This is a genomic window from Fibrobacter sp. UBA4309 (assembly GCF_002395745.1).
Classification (GTDB): domain Bacteria; phylum Fibrobacterota; class Fibrobacteria; order Fibrobacterales; family Fibrobacteraceae; genus Fibrobacter.
The window spans coordinates 146,832-163,070 of record NZ_DGUN01000051.1; the positions used below are offsets into that span (position 1 = coordinate 146,832).

At 53.6% G+C, this 16,239-nt stretch carries 15 protein-coding genes and 1 tRNA gene; 5 read left to right on the forward strand and 11 right to left on the reverse strand.

What is annotated here, in order from left to right; translation table 11 throughout:
- Positions 1-3 precede the first annotated feature (3 nt).
- The 4 genes from recJ to B3M32_RS07800 are packed head-to-tail and all read right to left on the reverse strand — an operon-like array spanning position 4 to position 4,986.
- Positions 4-1,734 carry a single-stranded-DNA-specific exonuclease RecJ gene (recJ, locus tag B3M32_RS07785; protein ID WP_290744931.1) on the reverse strand — a complete coding sequence of 577 codons (1,731 nt, stop codon included), beginning with the start codon at positions 1,732-1,734 and terminating at the stop codon, positions 4-6.
- Entirely contained in the window at positions 1,734-2,858 is a 1,125-nt protein-coding gene (locus tag B3M32_RS07790; RefSeq protein WP_290744935.1) for a DNA polymerase III subunit delta', read from the reverse strand. The genes recJ and B3M32_RS07790 overlap by 1 nt, the downstream gene beginning before the upstream one ends.
- Positions 2,855-4,096 (reverse strand): murein hydrolase activator EnvC family protein, encoded by a 1,242-nt coding sequence (locus B3M32_RS07795; protein ID WP_290745096.1) that lies wholly within the window; start codon positions 4,094-4,096, stop codon positions 2,855-2,857. Before B3M32_RS07795 ends, B3M32_RS07790 begins: the two co-directional genes overlap by 4 nt.
- Positions 4,096-4,986, reverse strand: a complete 891-nt coding sequence (locus B3M32_RS07800; RefSeq protein ID WP_290744938.1) for a cell division protein FtsX — start codon at positions 4,984-4,986, stop codon at positions 4,096-4,098. The genes B3M32_RS07795 and B3M32_RS07800 overlap by 1 nt, the downstream gene beginning before the upstream one ends.
- Before the next feature lie 45 nt (positions 4,987-5,031).
- Here B3M32_RS07800 and B3M32_RS07805 point away from each other — a divergent pair, with 45 nt between their 5' ends.
- The 4 genes from B3M32_RS07805 (at position 5,032) to B3M32_RS07820 (ending at position 8,511) form a co-directional block, all read left to right on the forward strand.
- Positions 5,032-6,069, forward strand: a complete 1,038-nt coding sequence (locus tag B3M32_RS07805) for a YbbR-like domain-containing protein (protein WP_290744941.1) — start codon at positions 5,032-5,034, stop codon at positions 6,067-6,069.
- Positions 6,066-7,073, forward strand: a complete 1,008-nt coding sequence (gene tsaD, locus B3M32_RS07810; RefSeq protein ID WP_290744944.1) for a tRNA (adenosine(37)-N6)-threonylcarbamoyltransferase complex transferase subunit TsaD — start codon at positions 6,066-6,068, stop codon at positions 7,071-7,073. The genes B3M32_RS07805 and tsaD overlap by 4 nt, the downstream gene beginning before the upstream one ends.
- 82 nt (positions 7,074-7,155) lie before the next feature.
- Positions 7,156-7,608, forward strand: coding sequence for a hypothetical protein (locus B3M32_RS07815; RefSeq protein WP_290744947.1), 453 nt, complete (start codon positions 7,156-7,158; stop codon positions 7,606-7,608).
- 30 nt (positions 7,609-7,638) lie between these two features.
- Positions 7,639-8,511 (forward strand): biotin--[acetyl-CoA-carboxylase] ligase, encoded by an 873-nt coding sequence (locus B3M32_RS07820; RefSeq protein WP_290744950.1) that lies wholly within the window; start codon positions 7,639-7,641, stop codon positions 8,509-8,511.
- Positions 8,512-8,515: 4 nt separating this feature from the next.
- On the opposite strand, the gene B3M32_RS07825 is transcribed toward B3M32_RS07820, so the two are convergent.
- The 6 genes from B3M32_RS07825 to B3M32_RS07850 all read right to left on the reverse strand — a co-directional run bounded on the left by B3M32_RS07825 (position 8,516) and on the right by B3M32_RS07850 (position 14,654).
- Entirely contained in the window at positions 8,516-9,193 is a 678-nt protein-coding gene (locus B3M32_RS07825; RefSeq protein WP_290744954.1) for a hypothetical protein, read from the reverse strand.
- A gap of 495 nt (positions 9,194-9,688) precedes the next feature.
- On the reverse strand, positions 9,689-9,910 hold the full coding sequence (locus B3M32_RS07830; protein WP_290744957.1) for a hypothetical protein: 222 nt from the start codon (positions 9,908-9,910) through the stop codon (positions 9,689-9,691).
- Positions 9,897-10,790, reverse strand: a complete 894-nt coding sequence (locus tag B3M32_RS07835) for a 4-hydroxybenzoate octaprenyltransferase (RefSeq protein ID WP_290744960.1) — start codon at positions 10,788-10,790, stop codon at positions 9,897-9,899. The genes B3M32_RS07830 and B3M32_RS07835 overlap by 14 nt, the downstream gene beginning before the upstream one ends.
- Positions 10,784-11,368, reverse strand: a complete 585-nt coding sequence (locus B3M32_RS07840; RefSeq protein WP_290744963.1) for a UbiX family flavin prenyltransferase — start codon at positions 11,366-11,368, stop codon at positions 10,784-10,786. The genes B3M32_RS07835 and B3M32_RS07840 overlap by 7 nt, the downstream gene beginning before the upstream one ends.
- Positions 11,365-12,072: a ubiquinone/menaquinone biosynthesis methyltransferase gene (locus tag B3M32_RS07845; RefSeq protein ID WP_290744966.1), complete on the reverse strand. Its 708-nt coding sequence runs from the start codon at positions 12,070-12,072 to the stop codon at positions 11,365-11,367. Before B3M32_RS07845 ends, B3M32_RS07840 begins: the two co-directional genes overlap by 4 nt.
- An 83-nt stretch (positions 12,073-12,155) precedes the next feature.
- Entirely contained in the window at positions 12,156-14,654 is a 2,499-nt protein-coding gene (locus B3M32_RS07850) for a CotH kinase family protein (RefSeq protein ID WP_290744969.1), read from the reverse strand.
- Between the two features lie 186 nt (positions 14,655-14,840).
- Here B3M32_RS07850 and B3M32_RS07855 point away from each other — a divergent pair.
- A tRNA-Phe gene (locus B3M32_RS07855) sits at positions 14,841-14,913 on the forward strand.
- A gap of 84 nt (positions 14,914-14,997) precedes the next feature.
- Here the strand turns inward: B3M32_RS07855 and B3M32_RS07860 are convergent.
- Positions 14,998-16,200: an HD domain-containing phosphohydrolase gene (locus B3M32_RS07860; RefSeq protein ID WP_290744972.1), complete on the reverse strand. Its 1,203-nt coding sequence runs from the start codon at positions 16,198-16,200 to the stop codon at positions 14,998-15,000.
- Positions 16,201-16,239: the final 39 nt, after the last annotated feature.

Consider the following 16,239-nt stretch of genomic DNA (forward strand, 5'->3'; position numbering starts at 1 on the left):
CCCCTACTCGATAGCCTTCACGCAGAGCTGCAGCGACTTGCGCCCATTGTAATAGTTCCACGTCGGCTCAAAGATGATAGTCACCCTCTGGTTCGAACCTATCTTGGACTTGCTTTTGCGGAGGCCGAAGGCGATGGCCGGATAGACGCGGCTCCCGGCCTGGGAGATTTCCATCTGCAGGTGGCCTCCGCGCAGTTCGCGGAATCGGTGCACCTTCACGTTTTCCGCCCTGAACGTCGGATACGGGAAATTCCCTCCGAAGGGCTCCATCAAATCGAAATATTCAAGAATGGTATGTTCGCGGTTCTGCCCGGCAAAGCGGTTCCCGGCAGGTTCCGAGCAATGCAACCCATCGACAACCAGTTCACGCAAGGCCACCTGGATGTCGTACGAATGCGTCTCGTCGACAGATGCGGCTTCACCATCGTAACCCTGTTCCTTCGCAGACGCTTCGAGACGGACACGGAGTTCGTCAATCTTGTCGGCAGGTAGCGAAAAGCCGGCCGCGTTGGCATGCCCGCCCCAGCGGTCAAACAGCTCGCGGCTTTCGAAAAGGGCCTTGTGCCAATTGAACCCCGGCACCGCACGGGCGCTCGCATGGGCCATACCGTCCATAATAGAAAGGACTGCGGCAGGGCGCCCGAATTCCTGGGCAAGCTTTGCCGATACAATCCCGATTACGCCCACATGCCAATTCGCACCGGCAACGACAAGCACTGTCGGAATCTTGTCGCCATAGACCTTCTGCACCTGCTCCAGGGCCATCTCGGTAATCTCGGCTTCTTTCTGCTTGCGGCGGCTATTCCAGTCCTTGAGTTCGGCAAGCAGCGCAGGCGCTTCACTCTTGTTGTCGCACATCAGGAGTTTCAATGCGGGATCCGGGCGTTCCATGCGGCCGGGCGCATTCAACAGCGGAGCAATCTTGTACATCACGTCGATGCCGCCCACAGCGCTGCCCGGCTTCATCAAGTTCGAATACATCGCCTGGATTCCCGGCCATTCGCTCTTTTGCAGCTGGCGCAGGCCGGATTTAGTAAAGTAGCGGTTTTCGGGAGTCATCTGCACCAGGTCGGCAAGAGTTCCCAATGCGACCAGGTCCAAGAACTTCTCGGGAACCGGGAGGCCAAGCCGCGCATAAAGGGCGCACATGAACTTGTACGAAACGCCTACGCCGCAAAGTTCCGGATTGAGGTACGTATCCCCTTCCTGGTGCGGGTCTAGAAGCACGTCGCATACGGGAAGGCCGTCACCGCTAGGCTGGTGGTGGTCCATGACCATCACCGCCATGCCGAGGTCCTTGGCATGCGCAATCTCGGCATTGGCCGTAATACCGGTATCGACCGTAATCACGTAACGGGCGCCAGCCTCGTGCATCTCGTCGACGGCAGAAAGGGAAAGGCCATAGCCGTCACCGAAGCGGTTCGGCAATCGCCATTCCGACTCGACTCCAATTTCCTTGAGCCCTCGGGTCAAAAGCGTCACCGACGTAACACCGTCCAAATCGTAGTCGCCGAAAATAAAGACTTTTTCATGAAGGTCACGAACTTTCAGAATCCATTCGATGGCCTTGTCCATGCCCATGATATGCATCGGGTCCAGAACGTCTTCTACAGAGCCGCAAAGGATGCGGTTTGCTTCGGAAACGTTCTTCACGCCCCTCGAAACGAGGAATCTCGCTACGAGATGAGGAATCTTGAGTTCCTGCGAAAGCGTCGATGCAATCAGGTCTTCCATCACTTGTAACCTTCAAAAAGCTTTATCGCAAGCGATTGCAACAACATGGGCGGGGCCGTACGGCGGCTTGCAACACGGCTCATCGTTTCTTGTACCGTATTCAAGGCCAGTTCCAATGCGGAGTGGTCTATACGTGGGAACGCATCGATGTTCACCAGCGCCGTCGTCGCGGGAATACGCAGGCGCGCCCCCGATCTGGAACGCATCAGGTCCGAAAGCAGGAACGACAGTACCTCGAGGAACCTGTTGGCATCGGCAGCCTCTTCCATTCCGGCCTCGGCCAAATCCTGGAACAAGTCGTAATAATCTGCGAGGAGGGATTTCTTGACGAACGCGGCAGCGAGCTCGCACCATTTCTTCCCGTTTTCCACGTAATACAAAGCCTTTCCCGGCGACCCTACGGAAAGCCCGACAATATCGTCGGTCACATCGTCCGCATCGGCATCTTCGCCCAGCATGCGCAACGTCTCGCTACGGACTTCGTCATCGGAAAGGGGCAACAGGTGCAAGGCCAGGCAACGGCTGCGAATCGTCTGCAGCATCTTTTCGCGGGAAGACGTCGTCAAGATGAAATACGTGTTCGGCGGGACTTCTTCGAGAGTCTTGAGGAATGCGTTTGAGGCGGAATCGTTCATGCGGTCGGCCTCGGCGACAATGACCACACGGACGCGGTCGCCCTTGAGGGCGAAGGCCGATATCATGGAACGGACAAGCCCAACGGAGATTTCTGCTCCGGCATCAAAGATATCGATGCGGTACGGGTTCTTGAAAATTTCTTCTATGTAGGCCTGCTTAAAATCCTGGACCGTCTTGGCGGAGCTCCCCGCAGAAACATCGTCGGCGCTTTTCGCATGCGCTTCCTTGCTTTCCATGGGCACGACCCAATTGTCCGTGACGCCGGCATCGGCAGCCATCTTGCAACCGAAACAATGCCCACAGGGACGCATGTTCGGGTCGCTGCACTGGAGCGCCTTCGCGATTTCGATGGCCAGGGCCTTCTTGCCGATGCCCACGGGACCGTCTATAAGAATCGCCTGCGGGAAACGGTTTTCACGCAACGAAGCCATCAGCCTGATGCGCTGACGTTCCTGGGATACGGGTCCTTTTAGCCGGTATTCAATCATTTTGTCTTCAACCATTGTAGCGGGTCTACCGTCTGGGTGCCTTCGCTGACTTGGAAATACAATTTAATTCCATTTAGGCTCGCGATATCGCCCACTTCGCCAATTTCTTCGCAATTGCGGACTTCACTCCCCTCCTGGACCCGGATTGAGCGCATATGGCCGTACACGGAATACGTCCCGCCTTCGTGTTCGATAATCACCGACGGCCCGCGTCCGTCGATTTCGGCAACCATCGCTACCGTACCGGCAGCGGCAGCCCGCACGGCCTTGCCGCGCTTGCCCCGGATTTCGATACCCAGGTTACGCGTGGCAATATGCAGCACGGGATGTTCCTGCAAGCCGTACTGACTGATAATCTCGCCTTCCAGCGGCATGCACTTGGGGCCCTTGACCGTCGATGCGACCGTCTTCTTGGGCTTGGAAACTTCTTTCGGGGCCTTCTTGCCCTTGGCTTTCTTGCGTTCCGCCTCGGCCTTCTTTGCCGCGGCAATTTCCTTTTTCCTCTTCTCTTCCAGCTTCTTGATAAGCGCAAGCATCGTCTTCTGGTTGCGTTCAAACTCCTCCAGGGCGCGGCGCTGCATGGCCTTGTCGTGCTTGAGGCTCACCAGCATCTTTTCCTGGTTGCTCATCTGGCTTACAAGGCCCTTCTCTTCGGAGGCCTTCTTGCTGCGCAATACGGCAAGGTCCGCCAGACGCGCGGCCTGCTGCGTCCTCATTTCGTCCCGTTCACGCACCATGCGCGAAAGGGTCTCGATTTCTTCTTTGTCCCGATTCAAGAGGCGATGGACCCAATAAGCTTGACGCTCCGGGTTACCCTCTTCCGAAAGCAGGCTGTACAGGGCCTTGGCCTCGCTACTCCGGCCATTTACGTACAAAGTACGTACACGGCGTTTCATTGCCTCGCGGCGCACATGGATCTTGTTGTCCAGGGAATCGATATCACGGGCAAGTTCTTCCAGGGAGCGCTGGACCATCACCTCGTTTTTCGAAAGCTCGGTAATATAGATTCGCGTCTGGTTCAGGTTCTGGTCCAACAGCGAAATCGTGTTGAGGACTCCCTTCTCCTCGTTTTCGAGCTGGGCGATTTCCTTGCGCTTTTTGGCCAGGTCCGATTCCAGTTTCTTGAGGGCGGTCTTCTGTTCCTTGATCTGCGCGTCCGTCTTCTTGGGTGCGGCAAAGGCCATGCCCACGAACAGGCACAGCAGCAACGTCGCAAGACGGAAGGCCAGGGTGCGCATCACTTAACCTGCTCGTTCCTCGTCGCAATCAAAAAACTGCGGACCGTACGGAAACTGAAGTAAGCCGACAACATGCTCACCATCAATACGACGAGCACCAGCAGGAGCCCGTACCCGGTCATATAGGCGGCAACCATCGGCAAGGCTTCTGTCAAGGAATCCATCATCACGACGAGCAGCAACACGGCAAGGCCGCTGCCGACAACACCCTGCATCAGGCCTTCGAGTATGAACGGGAATTCAATGAAACCGTAGCTTCCGCCCGCATACTTCATGTTCTCGACCAGGAGTTTCCGGTTCAACAGGGAAAGCCTGACGGAATTGCAGATGATCAGGGAAAGAGTCACCAGCAGCAACACGCATAGGCAAACCGGCCAGAACACCATCCTGAATTTCCATGCCGAAATTTTTTCGACCCATTCTACCGGAGCCTGAACTTCTTCGAAATAGCCGCTGCGCACCACCGCGTTGCGGACATCGAGAAGGTCTACCGGGTTAGCGCTTTCTTCGTCTAGCTTAATCCTGAAAAACGGGGGAATCGGGTTTCCTTCTACAAGTTCCAGCATTTCCCCATTAAAGTGCCTCCGGAAATCGGCCAGGGCGGAATCCGCACTGACATACTCGACGGAGCCGACATGCTTGGAGCGTTCCAGTTCACGTTTGACGACCGCCACGGAATCATCGGGAATTTCGCCCGGGAGGAACGCCTCGACGGCATACAGGGATTTTTCCGTCTCCAACAGACGGAGCACGCCGCCAAAAGCCACCAGGGACGAGGCAAGCAAGAGCGAACACAGGAAAATCGTTATAAGCGACGGCAATATAACCGTGCGTTGTTGCTTCCAGCCGCGAAAAGATTCCGCTATTAAGTAACCAAGTTGTCCGAACACGTCTGGAATATAATTATTTTTTATGGTGTTCTTTACAGGCGGCTTATGAAACACCTCGGATTAAAGATTACCGCATTCCTATTCGCCATTGCGCTATGGCTGTATGTAATGTCCCTCAACACGTTCCAGATAACGATGGACGTACCGGTCAGGTTGGTCAAGTTGCCCGAAATGCTCGCCATCGCGTCGAAGCCGCCCCAGGCAATCACCATTACTGTCGAAGGAGAGGCGTTCGACCTCATGCGCATGCGCAGCCGAATCAACCGTGGCGATTCTTCTGTCGCCTCCATAGTCGTCGACCTGCAAGATGCGGAACTCGGAGCGTCGCGTAAGCATATCTACGCGAGGAACTTTGTGGCACCGAGTTTCCCGAACATCAAGTTTATTGAACCGGACAACCAGTTGCTCTTTATCGACATCGAACTCGACACCCGGATCGAAAGGGACATTCCCGTACACTCCAACGTGACCTTCAATACCGCCTCGGGTTACCTGCTTTCGGACGAACCGACTCTCTCACCGAATTTCGTCACCGTATCGGGCGCGCGCAATGCCCTTACCCGAATTTTCGAAATCCCGACAGACTCCATCCATTTCGATACGCTCAAGGGCAGCAGGGCGTTCTCCGTCCCGCTGAATTTTAACCAGTTCCCCGCCTACGTCTCGCCCAGCGATTCCAACGTCACGATCAAGGTGAACGTCCAGAAGATAGCCACCAAGGAATTCAAGAACATTCCGGTGCACCTCATCGGCAGATACGACAAGTCCCTTGTCAAGCTCAATCCCGACACCGTTTCCGTCAACATCACCGGCGGTTCCGACATCCTGGACTCCATCAGCAGCGAGGACATCGAACTGTTTATCGAATTCAACCGCTTCGCCATCGAAGATGTCGACAGCCTGACTCCGACAGTCAAGCTAAAACTTGACGCCAAGATCAACCGAGACCTTTCTATAAAGGCAACCGAAATCGTCCCGGACAAGATTGCCCTCGTCCGCAAAGAAGTCAAGCCCGTAGTCCCCGTACAAAAGAGCAACGAAGATTACGGCGAAGAAGAAGACGAGGAGGACGACGAGGAATGATCTGGCTAGGAATTGAATCCAGCTGCGACGAGACCGCCTGCGCCGTACTGCAAGACGACCCGCTTAAAGTACTTTCGAACCCGCTATACAGCCAGATCGACGAGCACGCACTCTACGGCGGTGTCGTTCCCGAAATTGCCGCGCGCGCCCACCTGCAAAAGATTGCGCCTATCGCCGAAGCTGCCGTCAAGGAAGCCGGCATAGAGCTCAAGGACATCGACGCCATCGCCTTTACTACAGGCCCCGGGCTCATGGGACCGCTGCTTGTCGGGGCCAGCTTCGCCAAGGGACTCGCCCGCGATCTCTCGATTCCAGCATACGGCATGAACCACCTGGAAGGACATCTCGCTGCCGCATGGCTCAGCAATCCCGATATCGAGCCTCCGTTCCTCACGCTCACGGTTTCGGGCGGCCATACGGAGCTCGTCCTGGAAGAACCCGGATTCAAGTACACTAGCATCGGCCGCACACGCGACGATGCCGCCGGCGAAGCGTTCGACAAATGCGGAAAGCTGCTCGGGCTCAAGTACCCCGCAGGAGCCACCATCAGCAGGCTCGGACAAAACGGCAACCGCAAGTTTGTCGAATTCCCGAGAGCACTCCATACGCACGGCAACTGCGAATTCTCGTTCAGCGGCCTGAAGACCGCCGTATTGCGCTACACCGAAACGCACGACCCCGAATTCATCAAGGCCAACCTGGGCGACATCTGCGCAAGCCTCGAAGACGCCATCGTCGACAGTCTCGTGACAAAGACCATTTCGGCACTGAAACAGACCAGGATGAAAACGCTCGTCGTCGGTGGCGGCGTCAGCGCGAACGCCTGGTTAAGGACAAGATTGCAGGACTACTGCTCAAGGCACGGAATCCGTTTCTGCATTCCCGACAGGAGCCTGAGCACGGACAACGGCGCGATGATTGCCGCGGCAGCCATACGCAGGGCCCGACAAGGGCTTTTGAAATCCATCGACGTCGTGAAGCCCTGGATGCCGCTTGCGGTATAATTGGCCCTTTTTCCCCGTATTTTAAGTCACACTTTTTTGCCCGGGGCTTTGCTTTGCAATGTTTCATTTGTATATTATAGGCATGGGTTTCAAGGTGACGCATAAAACCTCGTCGGCGGCTTGGATATGGGCCGCGTTTTTAGTCATTTGCCTTTCGGCATCTGGCTGGGCGCAGGATATTGCCAAGCCGGTAAAGGACGTCGACATCTTCCGTCCGGAAAAGCGAGAGACCAGGGTCGAGCTCGTCGATTCCAGCAAGAGCAATTCTGTCATGCTGAACGTGGATATCTTCGGAAGCCTCGACGTACAGTCGTACTATATTCTCTGGGACCATGTCGACCTCTCGGAAGACATGAAGAAGCTGATGACGACCCGCGATTTCGCACGCGATGAATTCTTTATGCAGAACATCGACCGCGAGCAGTTCGAGCAGGAACGCATGTTGCAGCTTTTTGAAGACAAGAAACGCGAATTCTTTGTCATCTTCCCCGAAGAAGCGCTCAAGGAACTGCAGGAACAACAGGAAGACGAATAATCGGACGTCGGCAAGACAGCCGCCATCATCATGTTTTCTGAAGAACGAAAATTTTGCGATTGGGAACTTTCCGGATTCAACGGGGTTCCGGCCCGTCTCTTCGACACTATAGAAAGCACCCACTCCCTCATGAAATCGCTCGCCGCCGCAGGGGAAATTCCACCGGGAACGCTGTTTGTCGCCGACTCCCAAAGCGCAGGCAGGGGGCGGCACGAACGCACCTGGAGTTCCCCCGCAGGCAAGAACCTCTACTTCAACATCCTGATTCCGCTAGACGGGATTCCGATTGCATCCGCCCCGCAAATAACGCAAGTGGCGGCGCTCACGTTTGCCGAAGTATTCAGACAGCTGCAAGACGACGCCAACACCCAGGGACTGGGCAACCGCGATATCGGCAAGGTTACCGTAAAGTGGCCCAACGACATACTCTGCGGCAAGCACAAATTCTGCGGAATCTTGGCGGAGTTAATTTATATAAAATGCGCTGCCGGGCAAGTTACGCCGGCAATCAGCATGGGTATCGGCATCAACGTCAACAGCGATGCGTGCGACTACGCGCACCTGGGACGCGACGTCACCACGCTCAAGGATATCGCCGGGCGGCAAATCAACCGCGAAAAGCTTTTACAGGTGCTGGTAGCAAGCCTTGAACGGGCTGTCGGCCAGTTCCGCGCTTTCGGGATTTCTCCCTGGGTAAGCGCCTGGCGCAAGATGGACCAGTTTATCGGCATGCGCGGCACAATCATCGTGAACAACCACTGTACCGACGAGAACCGCAAAGGCGGCACGGGCGTACAAAAGAAAACAGGCCGCATCGCCGATATGCGCGACGATGGCAGTCTGCTATTCGAGTGCGATGACGGAACTACGGAAACCGTCTACTCCGCCGATCTGGAAGTGTAGAAGACTAAACATCCATTTTTAAATTTTTTCTTAAATCGCTCAAAAGTTTTTGATACCGCTTGTCAGCATCATCAGACTTCGCATAAGCTTCGGAATGGTATTCTTTATACATTTTAGCAACGCTGTCATTGTGAGTCAACCAAGTATATATGACGCCAGCAAACAATGGCTTTGTAACCAAATGAAGCGTTTCTGCATCCTCAATAAAACCGGCTTTCCATCCATTTAGCTTTTCTACAGCACAACTTTTGCAATTGGTCAATTGTACGTGCTGATCACAATCACAATTTTGCCCGCAGCTCATGCACAAACTAATATCGGCATTTTTTATTTGGTTATACAAATTTGAAATATATGACCATTGGCTCACAAAACGAGCGTAATACGAAGTGTAAACCGCAGCGTAAATTCCACAATACTTCCACCAATCTTCTATTAGAACACATCGTGCAGTATGATCCCACCAATTCGAAGTGAAAAGAGATCCTATGGAAGAAAGATCTCCAGAAAACACACAATAAATCAACAGCACTATGACAGAAACAACGCTTCCTGAGAGAAGTGTTCTGAAAAAAACGGCAAGTCCCCCATTTCGTAAAAACTTGAATACAATCTCGGCGAATATAAAATTTTCAATAAATTTTATTACCCAGTGACATATATACGTTATCGGAATCATCATACACATCGGAAAGACATTCACAAGAATCAATTTCAACAAAGCCAAAGTAAGCCCCTTGAGCAAAAGCAATATTCCGCAAGCGACAGAATATCAACTACGATTCCGCAGCGTCCTCATCATCGTCTTTTTCATCCCATTTATCCGGTCTATTCATCTTTTCCTTACAGTTCCCACACATTTCCTCATGTGGATGCAGAGTGATATTAACCTTGAAGGGTTCTCCACAGCAAACACACCGATAGGTTCTCCACTCTCCATTTTGTTCCGCCAATTCAACAGCCCAATCTGACCCAACGCTCATTATACAAACTCCTTTATTTCGTTTTTCACAAAAAATATCTTATTTTATCCATAATTCCAAAATAAAAGAAAAAAATATGCATACGAATTTCTTACACAACGTTATCTGTGTTATTTTAGACAAAACATCAACAAAAAATCCCCAACCAAACGGCTGAGGACAATTCTTAACCAAAAACAAACCTAAAATTTGCTTTATTTCCGCCTGTTCTTGAAAAACACGCTCCCGACAAGCGAAACGGCAAGGACTACGATCATCGCGGTAAGACCCGTTTCGGCGAGACCCTTGTTTTCGCCAGCCAGGCCAGTTTCGATGAGGATTACAAGAGCCAACGCGATTACGGCAGAAGTCGAGCCCATGCGTTCGAACATCTTGATTTTATCTTCGGTGGTAAAGGGCTTGTTAGTAAAGGGCATCGGCGTTACCTCCCATGCAAATCCACACAATTAAACCGGCCATTACGAGTACGCTGATGGCCACGTTCGCCAAGAAAAAATCGCGGTTCATGGCATCGAGATCGTCGGACTTGCGGAACAAATGAATATAAAGAACTGCAGCAGCCATCAAAGCCGTCACGACCCACCATGCGGTGCCGACCGCCCATACAATACCGAAAGCTACGCAGAGAGCGAGCATCGCAATATGGCTCCAGAAGGCAATCTGCAGGGCCCGCTTGCGACCAAAACGGGCCGGAACGGACTTGAGCCCCATCGCGCGGTCGATTTCTTCGTCCTGCGTGGCATAGATGATATCAAAGCCGCCCATCCACAGCATCAGAATCACCAGCAGGAATATCGGGAAGACGGCAAACTCGCCGCGAATAGCAATCCAGGCGCCGAGCGGACTCATTCCGATGGCAAAGCCGAGGAACCAGTGGCAGAGCCACGAAAAGCGCTTCCAGTAGGAATACGAGAGCAGCAGGAGCCACACAGGAAGCGCGAGGGCGCCCGCGAGGGGCTGCAGCAGCACCGCAAACAGCACAAAAAGGATCCCGTTCACGGCAAGGAAGGCGATAACCGACGCCCGGCTCAAGCGGCCGGCGGGCAGGTGGCGTTTTGCCGTACGCGGATTTTTCGCGTCTATTTCGGCGTCGGCGATGCGGTTGAAGCTCATGGCGCTGTTGCGGGCAGTCACCATGCAAAGTACGATGAGAACGACAATTCGCGCAATCTCGGCAGGCTCCATGCCGCGAAAACCGTTCGCAGCGACCCACATGGAACCGATGGCAAAGGGCATCGCAAAAAGCGAATGGCTAAAACGCACAAGGTGACCAAATTCAAGAATCTTCTTTAGCATATAGAGCCCCCGAGCGGGGATTTCCACGGTTTCGCAATTCCGCCATAACCCTCACCCGGTGCCGCCCCCAGGTGTTTCAGCACCTTCACGACCACGGTATCGACAAGTTCTTCTAGAGTCGACGGCTTGCTATAGAATTGCGGCGAGGCGGGAATCACGATTCCGCCGGCACGCGTCACACGCTCCATGTTTTCCAGGTGAATCAGGTTATAAGGCATTTCGCGAGGCACAATCACCAACGTACGGCGTTCCTTGAGACACACGTCCGCCGCACGCACCAACAAGTTGTCCGATGTCCCGGCAGCGATACGTCCGAGCGTTCCCATGGAACAGGGAACAACGGCCATGCCCGCATAGTCGGCGCTCCCGCTTGCACATTCCGCAAAGAAATCTCCCACGTCGGGTCTCTCGTCGCAATAATCGTAAAGCGAAGTCTGTCCCTCGTATTCCAGTACTTCCCTGCCAGGGCCTGTCACCAGCGCCGTCACGTGGTGCCCGAAACGTTTCAGATACATCGCCGTACGCGCAGCGTAAATCGCACCGCTCGCACCAGTCACTCCGAGAATATAGCGGCTCATGCCGAACCCTCCGCAGAATTCCCCTGCGGGGCCTTTCTCAGCAGAACGCGGTATGCCACGCCGAAAAAACAGGGCTTCACATGCACAAGTTCAAAGTTGTTTTGCTCCGCCAAGGCAACGAAATCCTTGACCGGCAAAAAACGGATAATCGAATTCACGAGATATTCGTAAGCATCGCGCTTACTGAAGAAAGCCCCGAGTACCGGGATGAACAACGGAGCAAGGCGCTTGTAGAAAAACTTGTTGAACGCATTCCGAGGCGAAAAGAATTCAAGTACCTGGAGATAGCCGCCATCCCGGAGCACACGGGCGGATTCCCGGAGGCCGGCATCGGTATCGGGCAAGTTGCGCATTCCGAATCCGTTCAGCACTACGTCGAAAGTCGCATCGGCAAAAGGCATCTTCATCGCGTCGAGCTGTACGGGAACCGCCGTCATCTTCTTGCCTTTGGCCCCCTTCAGCATCCCGTACGAAAAATCCCCGAGCACGGCAACTTCGGGTTTCCCGTTGAACTTCTCGTAAGTTACCGCGAAATCGCCCGTACCGCCGCAAAGGTCAAGCAGGCGCTTGCCGGGGGTCATCTTCCGCAATTCGCGGCAGCAACTCCTGCGCCAAAGGATATCCTGACAACCGCTCAACGCATGATTCAAAAAATCATAGCGGTTGGCAATCTCGTCGAACATCTTGCGCACGGGGCTTTTCATGATACCAAATCTAGAAAATTCCAAAAAACAGAAAGCGCGGGTCTTAGCCCGCGCATTTTCTTAAAGCGATTCCAATCAGCTCGTTACTTGAACGTTGCCGAAATCGTCAATCCGTCGGTAATCGTCACGATGTGCGGGTTGTCCGTCGAACCGTCAGACCATTTTTCAAACACGGAGCCGTTCGAAGGAACAGCGGTCAGTTCCATCTTGTTTCCACTAAAGAAGTCTCCAGTGTAGCTGCTACTCGGCAAGTTCATGCCTTCCATCAACACGGTGCCGCTCCCTGTAGAGGAGATCGTTACGGAAACCTTCCCGTCCAGACCAAATTCAGACTTATATTCCGAGAGAACCTTGGAATCGCGCTCGCTGGCCCACGATTTCAAGTGCGTGCCCTTCCAGTCAAAGCCATCCGGATAGTACATTTCGTCCTGATGGAACTTTTCAAGGTCTCTCTTCTTTTCGGATTCCGGGATAGTAGAAACCATCTGGTCGACAATCGTCGCCACACGGGAGGCATTCAAGTGGTTTTTCCACATCACGCAACTGCGGTTGATGAACATGCGCTTGAAATCCTCGTTTTGGATAAGCTTGATATAGAGGTTCGCAAAGCAACCCGATTCCTTGCAGGGCTTGTTGCCGCCGCCCTGCTTGATCCAGGTAAACATGTTGGTTCCGTCGTTAAACTTGTCGCCCTTGGGATCGTCCACGCCCCACTTCCAGCCAAAGCCGTGGTCTACGTCGTAGACCATGAACTTCCACGGCTGTTCCGGGCTGCGCCAGGCACGCACGTTGTTGTTCGGCCAGTCACCATTGTGGTAATAGATTTCTGCAGCCATATAGTCCGCAAAGTTCCCGACATCCAGAAGGGTCTTGGCCTTTGCGTAATTCTCCGCCACGGTCATGTCGTTTTCGCCGACAAAGTGGAGCATGTTCACGTAGTTGTCAATCGAGCCGCCGCCGCTTGCCGTAATCGCAGAATCGCTACCGAGATGCTTGATCATTTCGACCTGGTTCGCATCGATATGATAGTTCGTCTCGACATAGGCGCGGTTATAGCGTTCGCGCATATCATGGATGCCGTAGTACTTGCCATTGTAGAACACCACGACCTGGCGGCTACGCTGGTAATCCACGCTGCTACCTTCCAGGAGGGCACCGGCCATGGCATCTTCGACATAGTCACTCACAAAACGGTTACCGTTGTTGCGCAGGTTGAACGCCTTGAACACGGAATCGGACTTGCGCGTCTCGAACAGCGGGTATTTCAGACGGCCGTCCTGAAATTCTTCGCGCATGGCAATGGCGACAGACTTCTTGTCGGCCACGCGGCTCCAGCCGCCCATCAAGGAGATACCGGCCTCAATTTCCCATGTAGGGGCCTTGGAATTGCTGCCATTTGCAAAGTATTCCACATGGACCGGATATTCCACCTCTTCCAGCAAGCCGGCCGGGCAGCTCTTGGGATCGGAGCTACCGCACTTGGACTTGGGCACATAGTGCTTTTCGAAGAATTCCGGATCGACACTGATAGCCACGACAGGCATGCTTATGCTTTCTCCGATAAAGAACGTCTTCGAAATGACTTCCTTGGTAATTGTCCCTTCCTTATAGGCCGCGCAACGGAACGGAGAAGTGGATTCAAACGTGATAGGGCTGTTAAATTCCGGGGAAGAACTTGTCGGGGCAGAACCGTCACGCGTGCAACGAATCTTCACGCCCGCACCGAGATCCGTCGGCGGGTTCAACGTCAGCTTGTCGTTATAGAATCCCGACTTGATAGCGTCCATATTGACCTTGGGAGCCATATCGTCGTAAGCTTTCTCTTCCGTATTCACCTTTTCGGGAGTCGGCTTTTCAAAGAACTTCCAGACGCCACCATCCATGATACCCCAGCTTACGCCGGATTCCATAGCGGGATAGGCGACGGAGTCGCGGATTCCGTAATACGGGTCAACCAAGTAAATCGTCGATCCGTCCTTTTCCATCTTCCAGTTGGTGTGCGTACGGTAGTGGGCCGTATACTCGCCATCGCCGTTCGTAAGCTTCGTGTCGTTGGCACCGGCTGCTTCCGGCCGGTTCTTCTTGTCGCAGAACACGATCCTGAAAGACTTGGCCTTGATGATTTCGTTTCCGAACACCCACTTGCGGGTGGCCTTCAAATTCTCGATAAGGGAATATCCCTTGAGGTTGGCGTCTTCGGTACCGGCGTTATAGATTTCCACCCAGGAGCCATCATCGCCGTCTTCGTCGGTCCAGTTCAGGTTGAGCGGCATGATTTCGGTTATCACCAAAGCGGAATTGCCGACCCAGTGCAACGTAGTATCCAATCCGACATAAATTTTCTCGGTCACGTAGGTCGTCTCGCCCTTTTCCGTGATATGCATGATGGTATCGATCTTCTGGCGCATCGTATCCTGGACATACACAGTATCGCCATGTTCATTGACCAACGTATCCGTCTTGACGATAAACGGATTGTTCAAATCCTCACTGTTCGCCGAAGTGGAATCATCACCAGAGCATCCGACTAGGAGCGAGAACGCCAGACTGCACCCGGCAAGGAAAGCAAACTCTAATTTCATCAATTGACGCACGATACACTCTCAAAAAAAAGATTAAATCTCCGCAAAGATTCCCTTGCGGCACCTTGTTCAACCATCCTTCCTTAAATTTAGTAGATTATGCCGAAAAAGCACATTTTTCAAGGTAATATTCTATTTACCCTTGACAGATGTCACAGATTCTACTATCTTTAGCCCTACTAAAATGGTTCTGTAGCTCAGTTGGTAGAGCAGTGGACTGAAAATCCGCGTGTCGTTGGTTCAACTCCAATCGGAACCACGAAGACCCCCGATGAAAATCGGGGGTTTTCTTTTTTGCGTTTTCTTTTTTTTACGAAAGAAACGGTAAAAAAAGGGGGGGGGACTATACCGCAGCAGCCTGGCGGAGCGCTTCCACCTCGGCCCTGATCCTGCGGAAATAATTGAACATTTCGTCCCAATGCTCAAGAAGAACGTCCACCAGCTCCGGTTGGAACTGCTTGCCGCGCTGTTTCTGGAATTCTTCGCGAACTTTATCTTCCGGCCAGGCCGGCTTGTAGCAGCGCGGACTGGCCAACGCATCGAGAACATCCGCAACGGCACAGATTCTTCCTGCCAGGGGGATTTCTTCGCCCTTGAGGCCACGCGGGTAACCGGTCCCGTCCCAACGCTCGTGATGGGCGCCGGCCAGGGTCGCCGCAAAGCGCAACAGGTCGCGCTTGGACTTCTGGAGGATTTCTTCTCCACGGACGGCATGGGACTTCATCGTCGCGAATTCTTCGTCGGTAAACCGGCCGGGCTTGTTCAGCACGGCATCCGGAATGCCCACCTTGCCAAGGTCATGCATGGGAGCGGCCAGGCGAATCCGTTCCGCCTCGGCCTTGGGCAAGCCGTAATAAACGGCCAGCTTGTACGAAATTTCGGCAACTCGCTGGATATGGTCGCCCGTCTCGCGGCTCCTGCTTTCGGAAATATCGCCTAGGATATGGATAAGTTCTTCCTGGGTCGCTTCCAGTTCGTCCTTGGACTTTTGCAATTCTTCCGTCAGCTGCGCCGACTCGATCGTCTTGGCAGAATAGACGGCAGTCAGGGCCAGGCGTTCCAAATCCTGTTTCGAAAAGACGGCGCTGTCGCCCTTCTTGTTAATGGCCTGGTAAACGCCCATGACCTTGCCGTTCCCGTCCCTGAGCGGAACGGTCATCACCGAGGTCGTCCTGTAATGCGTAAGGTTGTCGCTGCGGCGGTCGAAGCGTTCGTCTGCGTAGGCGTCCTCGACCAAAAGAGCTTCGCCGGACTTGACCGAGTAGCCGACAAAGCCGGCTCCGATAGGAATGCGCAACTGCTTCACGCCGTGCGCTACCTTGGTCCAAAGTTCATTTGTATCGGAATCGATCAGCCATAGCGAGCAGCGGTCCGCCTGCACCAGGGAGCGGCCAAGATCGGCCATCAGCACAAGCAAGCTGTCCATCCGGCGCTCTGCCGCGATTTTCGGCATATAGGAGAACAACAGGTCGAGAATCCTTTCGGAGTCCCCCGCACCCGATCCTACCATAGCCTTCGCAATGTCCATATCCATTCCGGATTCCATACACCTAAAAATAGCTATTTATCGCCATAGATGCAAAAC

What these genes read in the sequence shown, in the direction of transcription:
- recJ (WP_290744931.1), bottom strand. Translation starts at nt 1,734, where the DNA reads ATGGAAGACCTGATTGCATCGACGCTTTCGCAGGAACTCAAGATTCCT.
- B3M32_RS07790 (WP_290744935.1), bottom strand. Translation starts at nt 2,858, where the DNA reads ATGATTGAATACCGGCTAAAAGGACCCGTATCCCAGGAACGTCAGCGC.
- B3M32_RS07795 (WP_290745096.1), bottom strand. Translation starts at nt 4,096, where the DNA reads ATGCGCACCCTGGCCTTCCGTCTTGCGACGTTGCTGCTGTGCCTGTTC.
- B3M32_RS07805 (WP_290744941.1), top strand. Translation starts at nt 5,032, where the DNA reads ATGAAACACCTCGGATTAAAGATTACCGCATTCCTATTCGCCATTGCG.
- tsaD (WP_290744944.1), top strand. Translation starts at nt 6,066, where the DNA reads ATGATCTGGCTAGGAATTGAATCCAGCTGCGACGAGACCGCCTGCGCC.
- B3M32_RS07815 (WP_290744947.1), top strand. Translation starts at nt 7,156, where the DNA reads ATGGGTTTCAAGGTGACGCATAAAACCTCGTCGGCGGCTTGGATATGG.
- B3M32_RS07820 (WP_290744950.1), top strand. Translation starts at nt 7,639, where the DNA reads ATGTTTTCTGAAGAACGAAAATTTTGCGATTGGGAACTTTCCGGATTC.
- B3M32_RS07825 (WP_290744954.1), bottom strand. Translation starts at nt 9,193, where the DNA reads ATGATGATTCCGATAACGTATATATGTCACTGGGTAATAAAATTTATT.
- B3M32_RS07830 (WP_290744957.1), bottom strand. Translation starts at nt 9,910, where the DNA reads ATGCCCTTTACTAACAAGCCCTTTACCACCGAAGATAAAATCAAGATG.
- B3M32_RS07835 (WP_290744960.1), bottom strand. Translation starts at nt 10,790, where the DNA reads ATGCTAAAGAAGATTCTTGAATTTGGTCACCTTGTGCGTTTTAGCCAT.
- B3M32_RS07840 (WP_290744963.1), bottom strand. Translation starts at nt 11,368, where the DNA reads ATGAGCCGCTATATTCTCGGAGTGACTGGTGCGAGCGGTGCGATTTAC.
- B3M32_RS07845 (WP_290744966.1), bottom strand. Translation starts at nt 12,072, where the DNA reads ATGAAAAGCCCCGTGCGCAAGATGTTCGACGAGATTGCCAACCGCTAT.
- B3M32_RS07850 (WP_290744969.1), bottom strand. Translation starts at nt 14,654, where the DNA reads ATGAAATTAGAGTTTGCTTTCCTTGCCGGGTGCAGTCTGGCGTTCTCG.
- B3M32_RS07860 (WP_290744972.1), bottom strand. Translation starts at nt 16,200, where the DNA reads ATGGAATCCGGAATGGATATGGACATTGCGAAGGCTATGGTAGGATCG.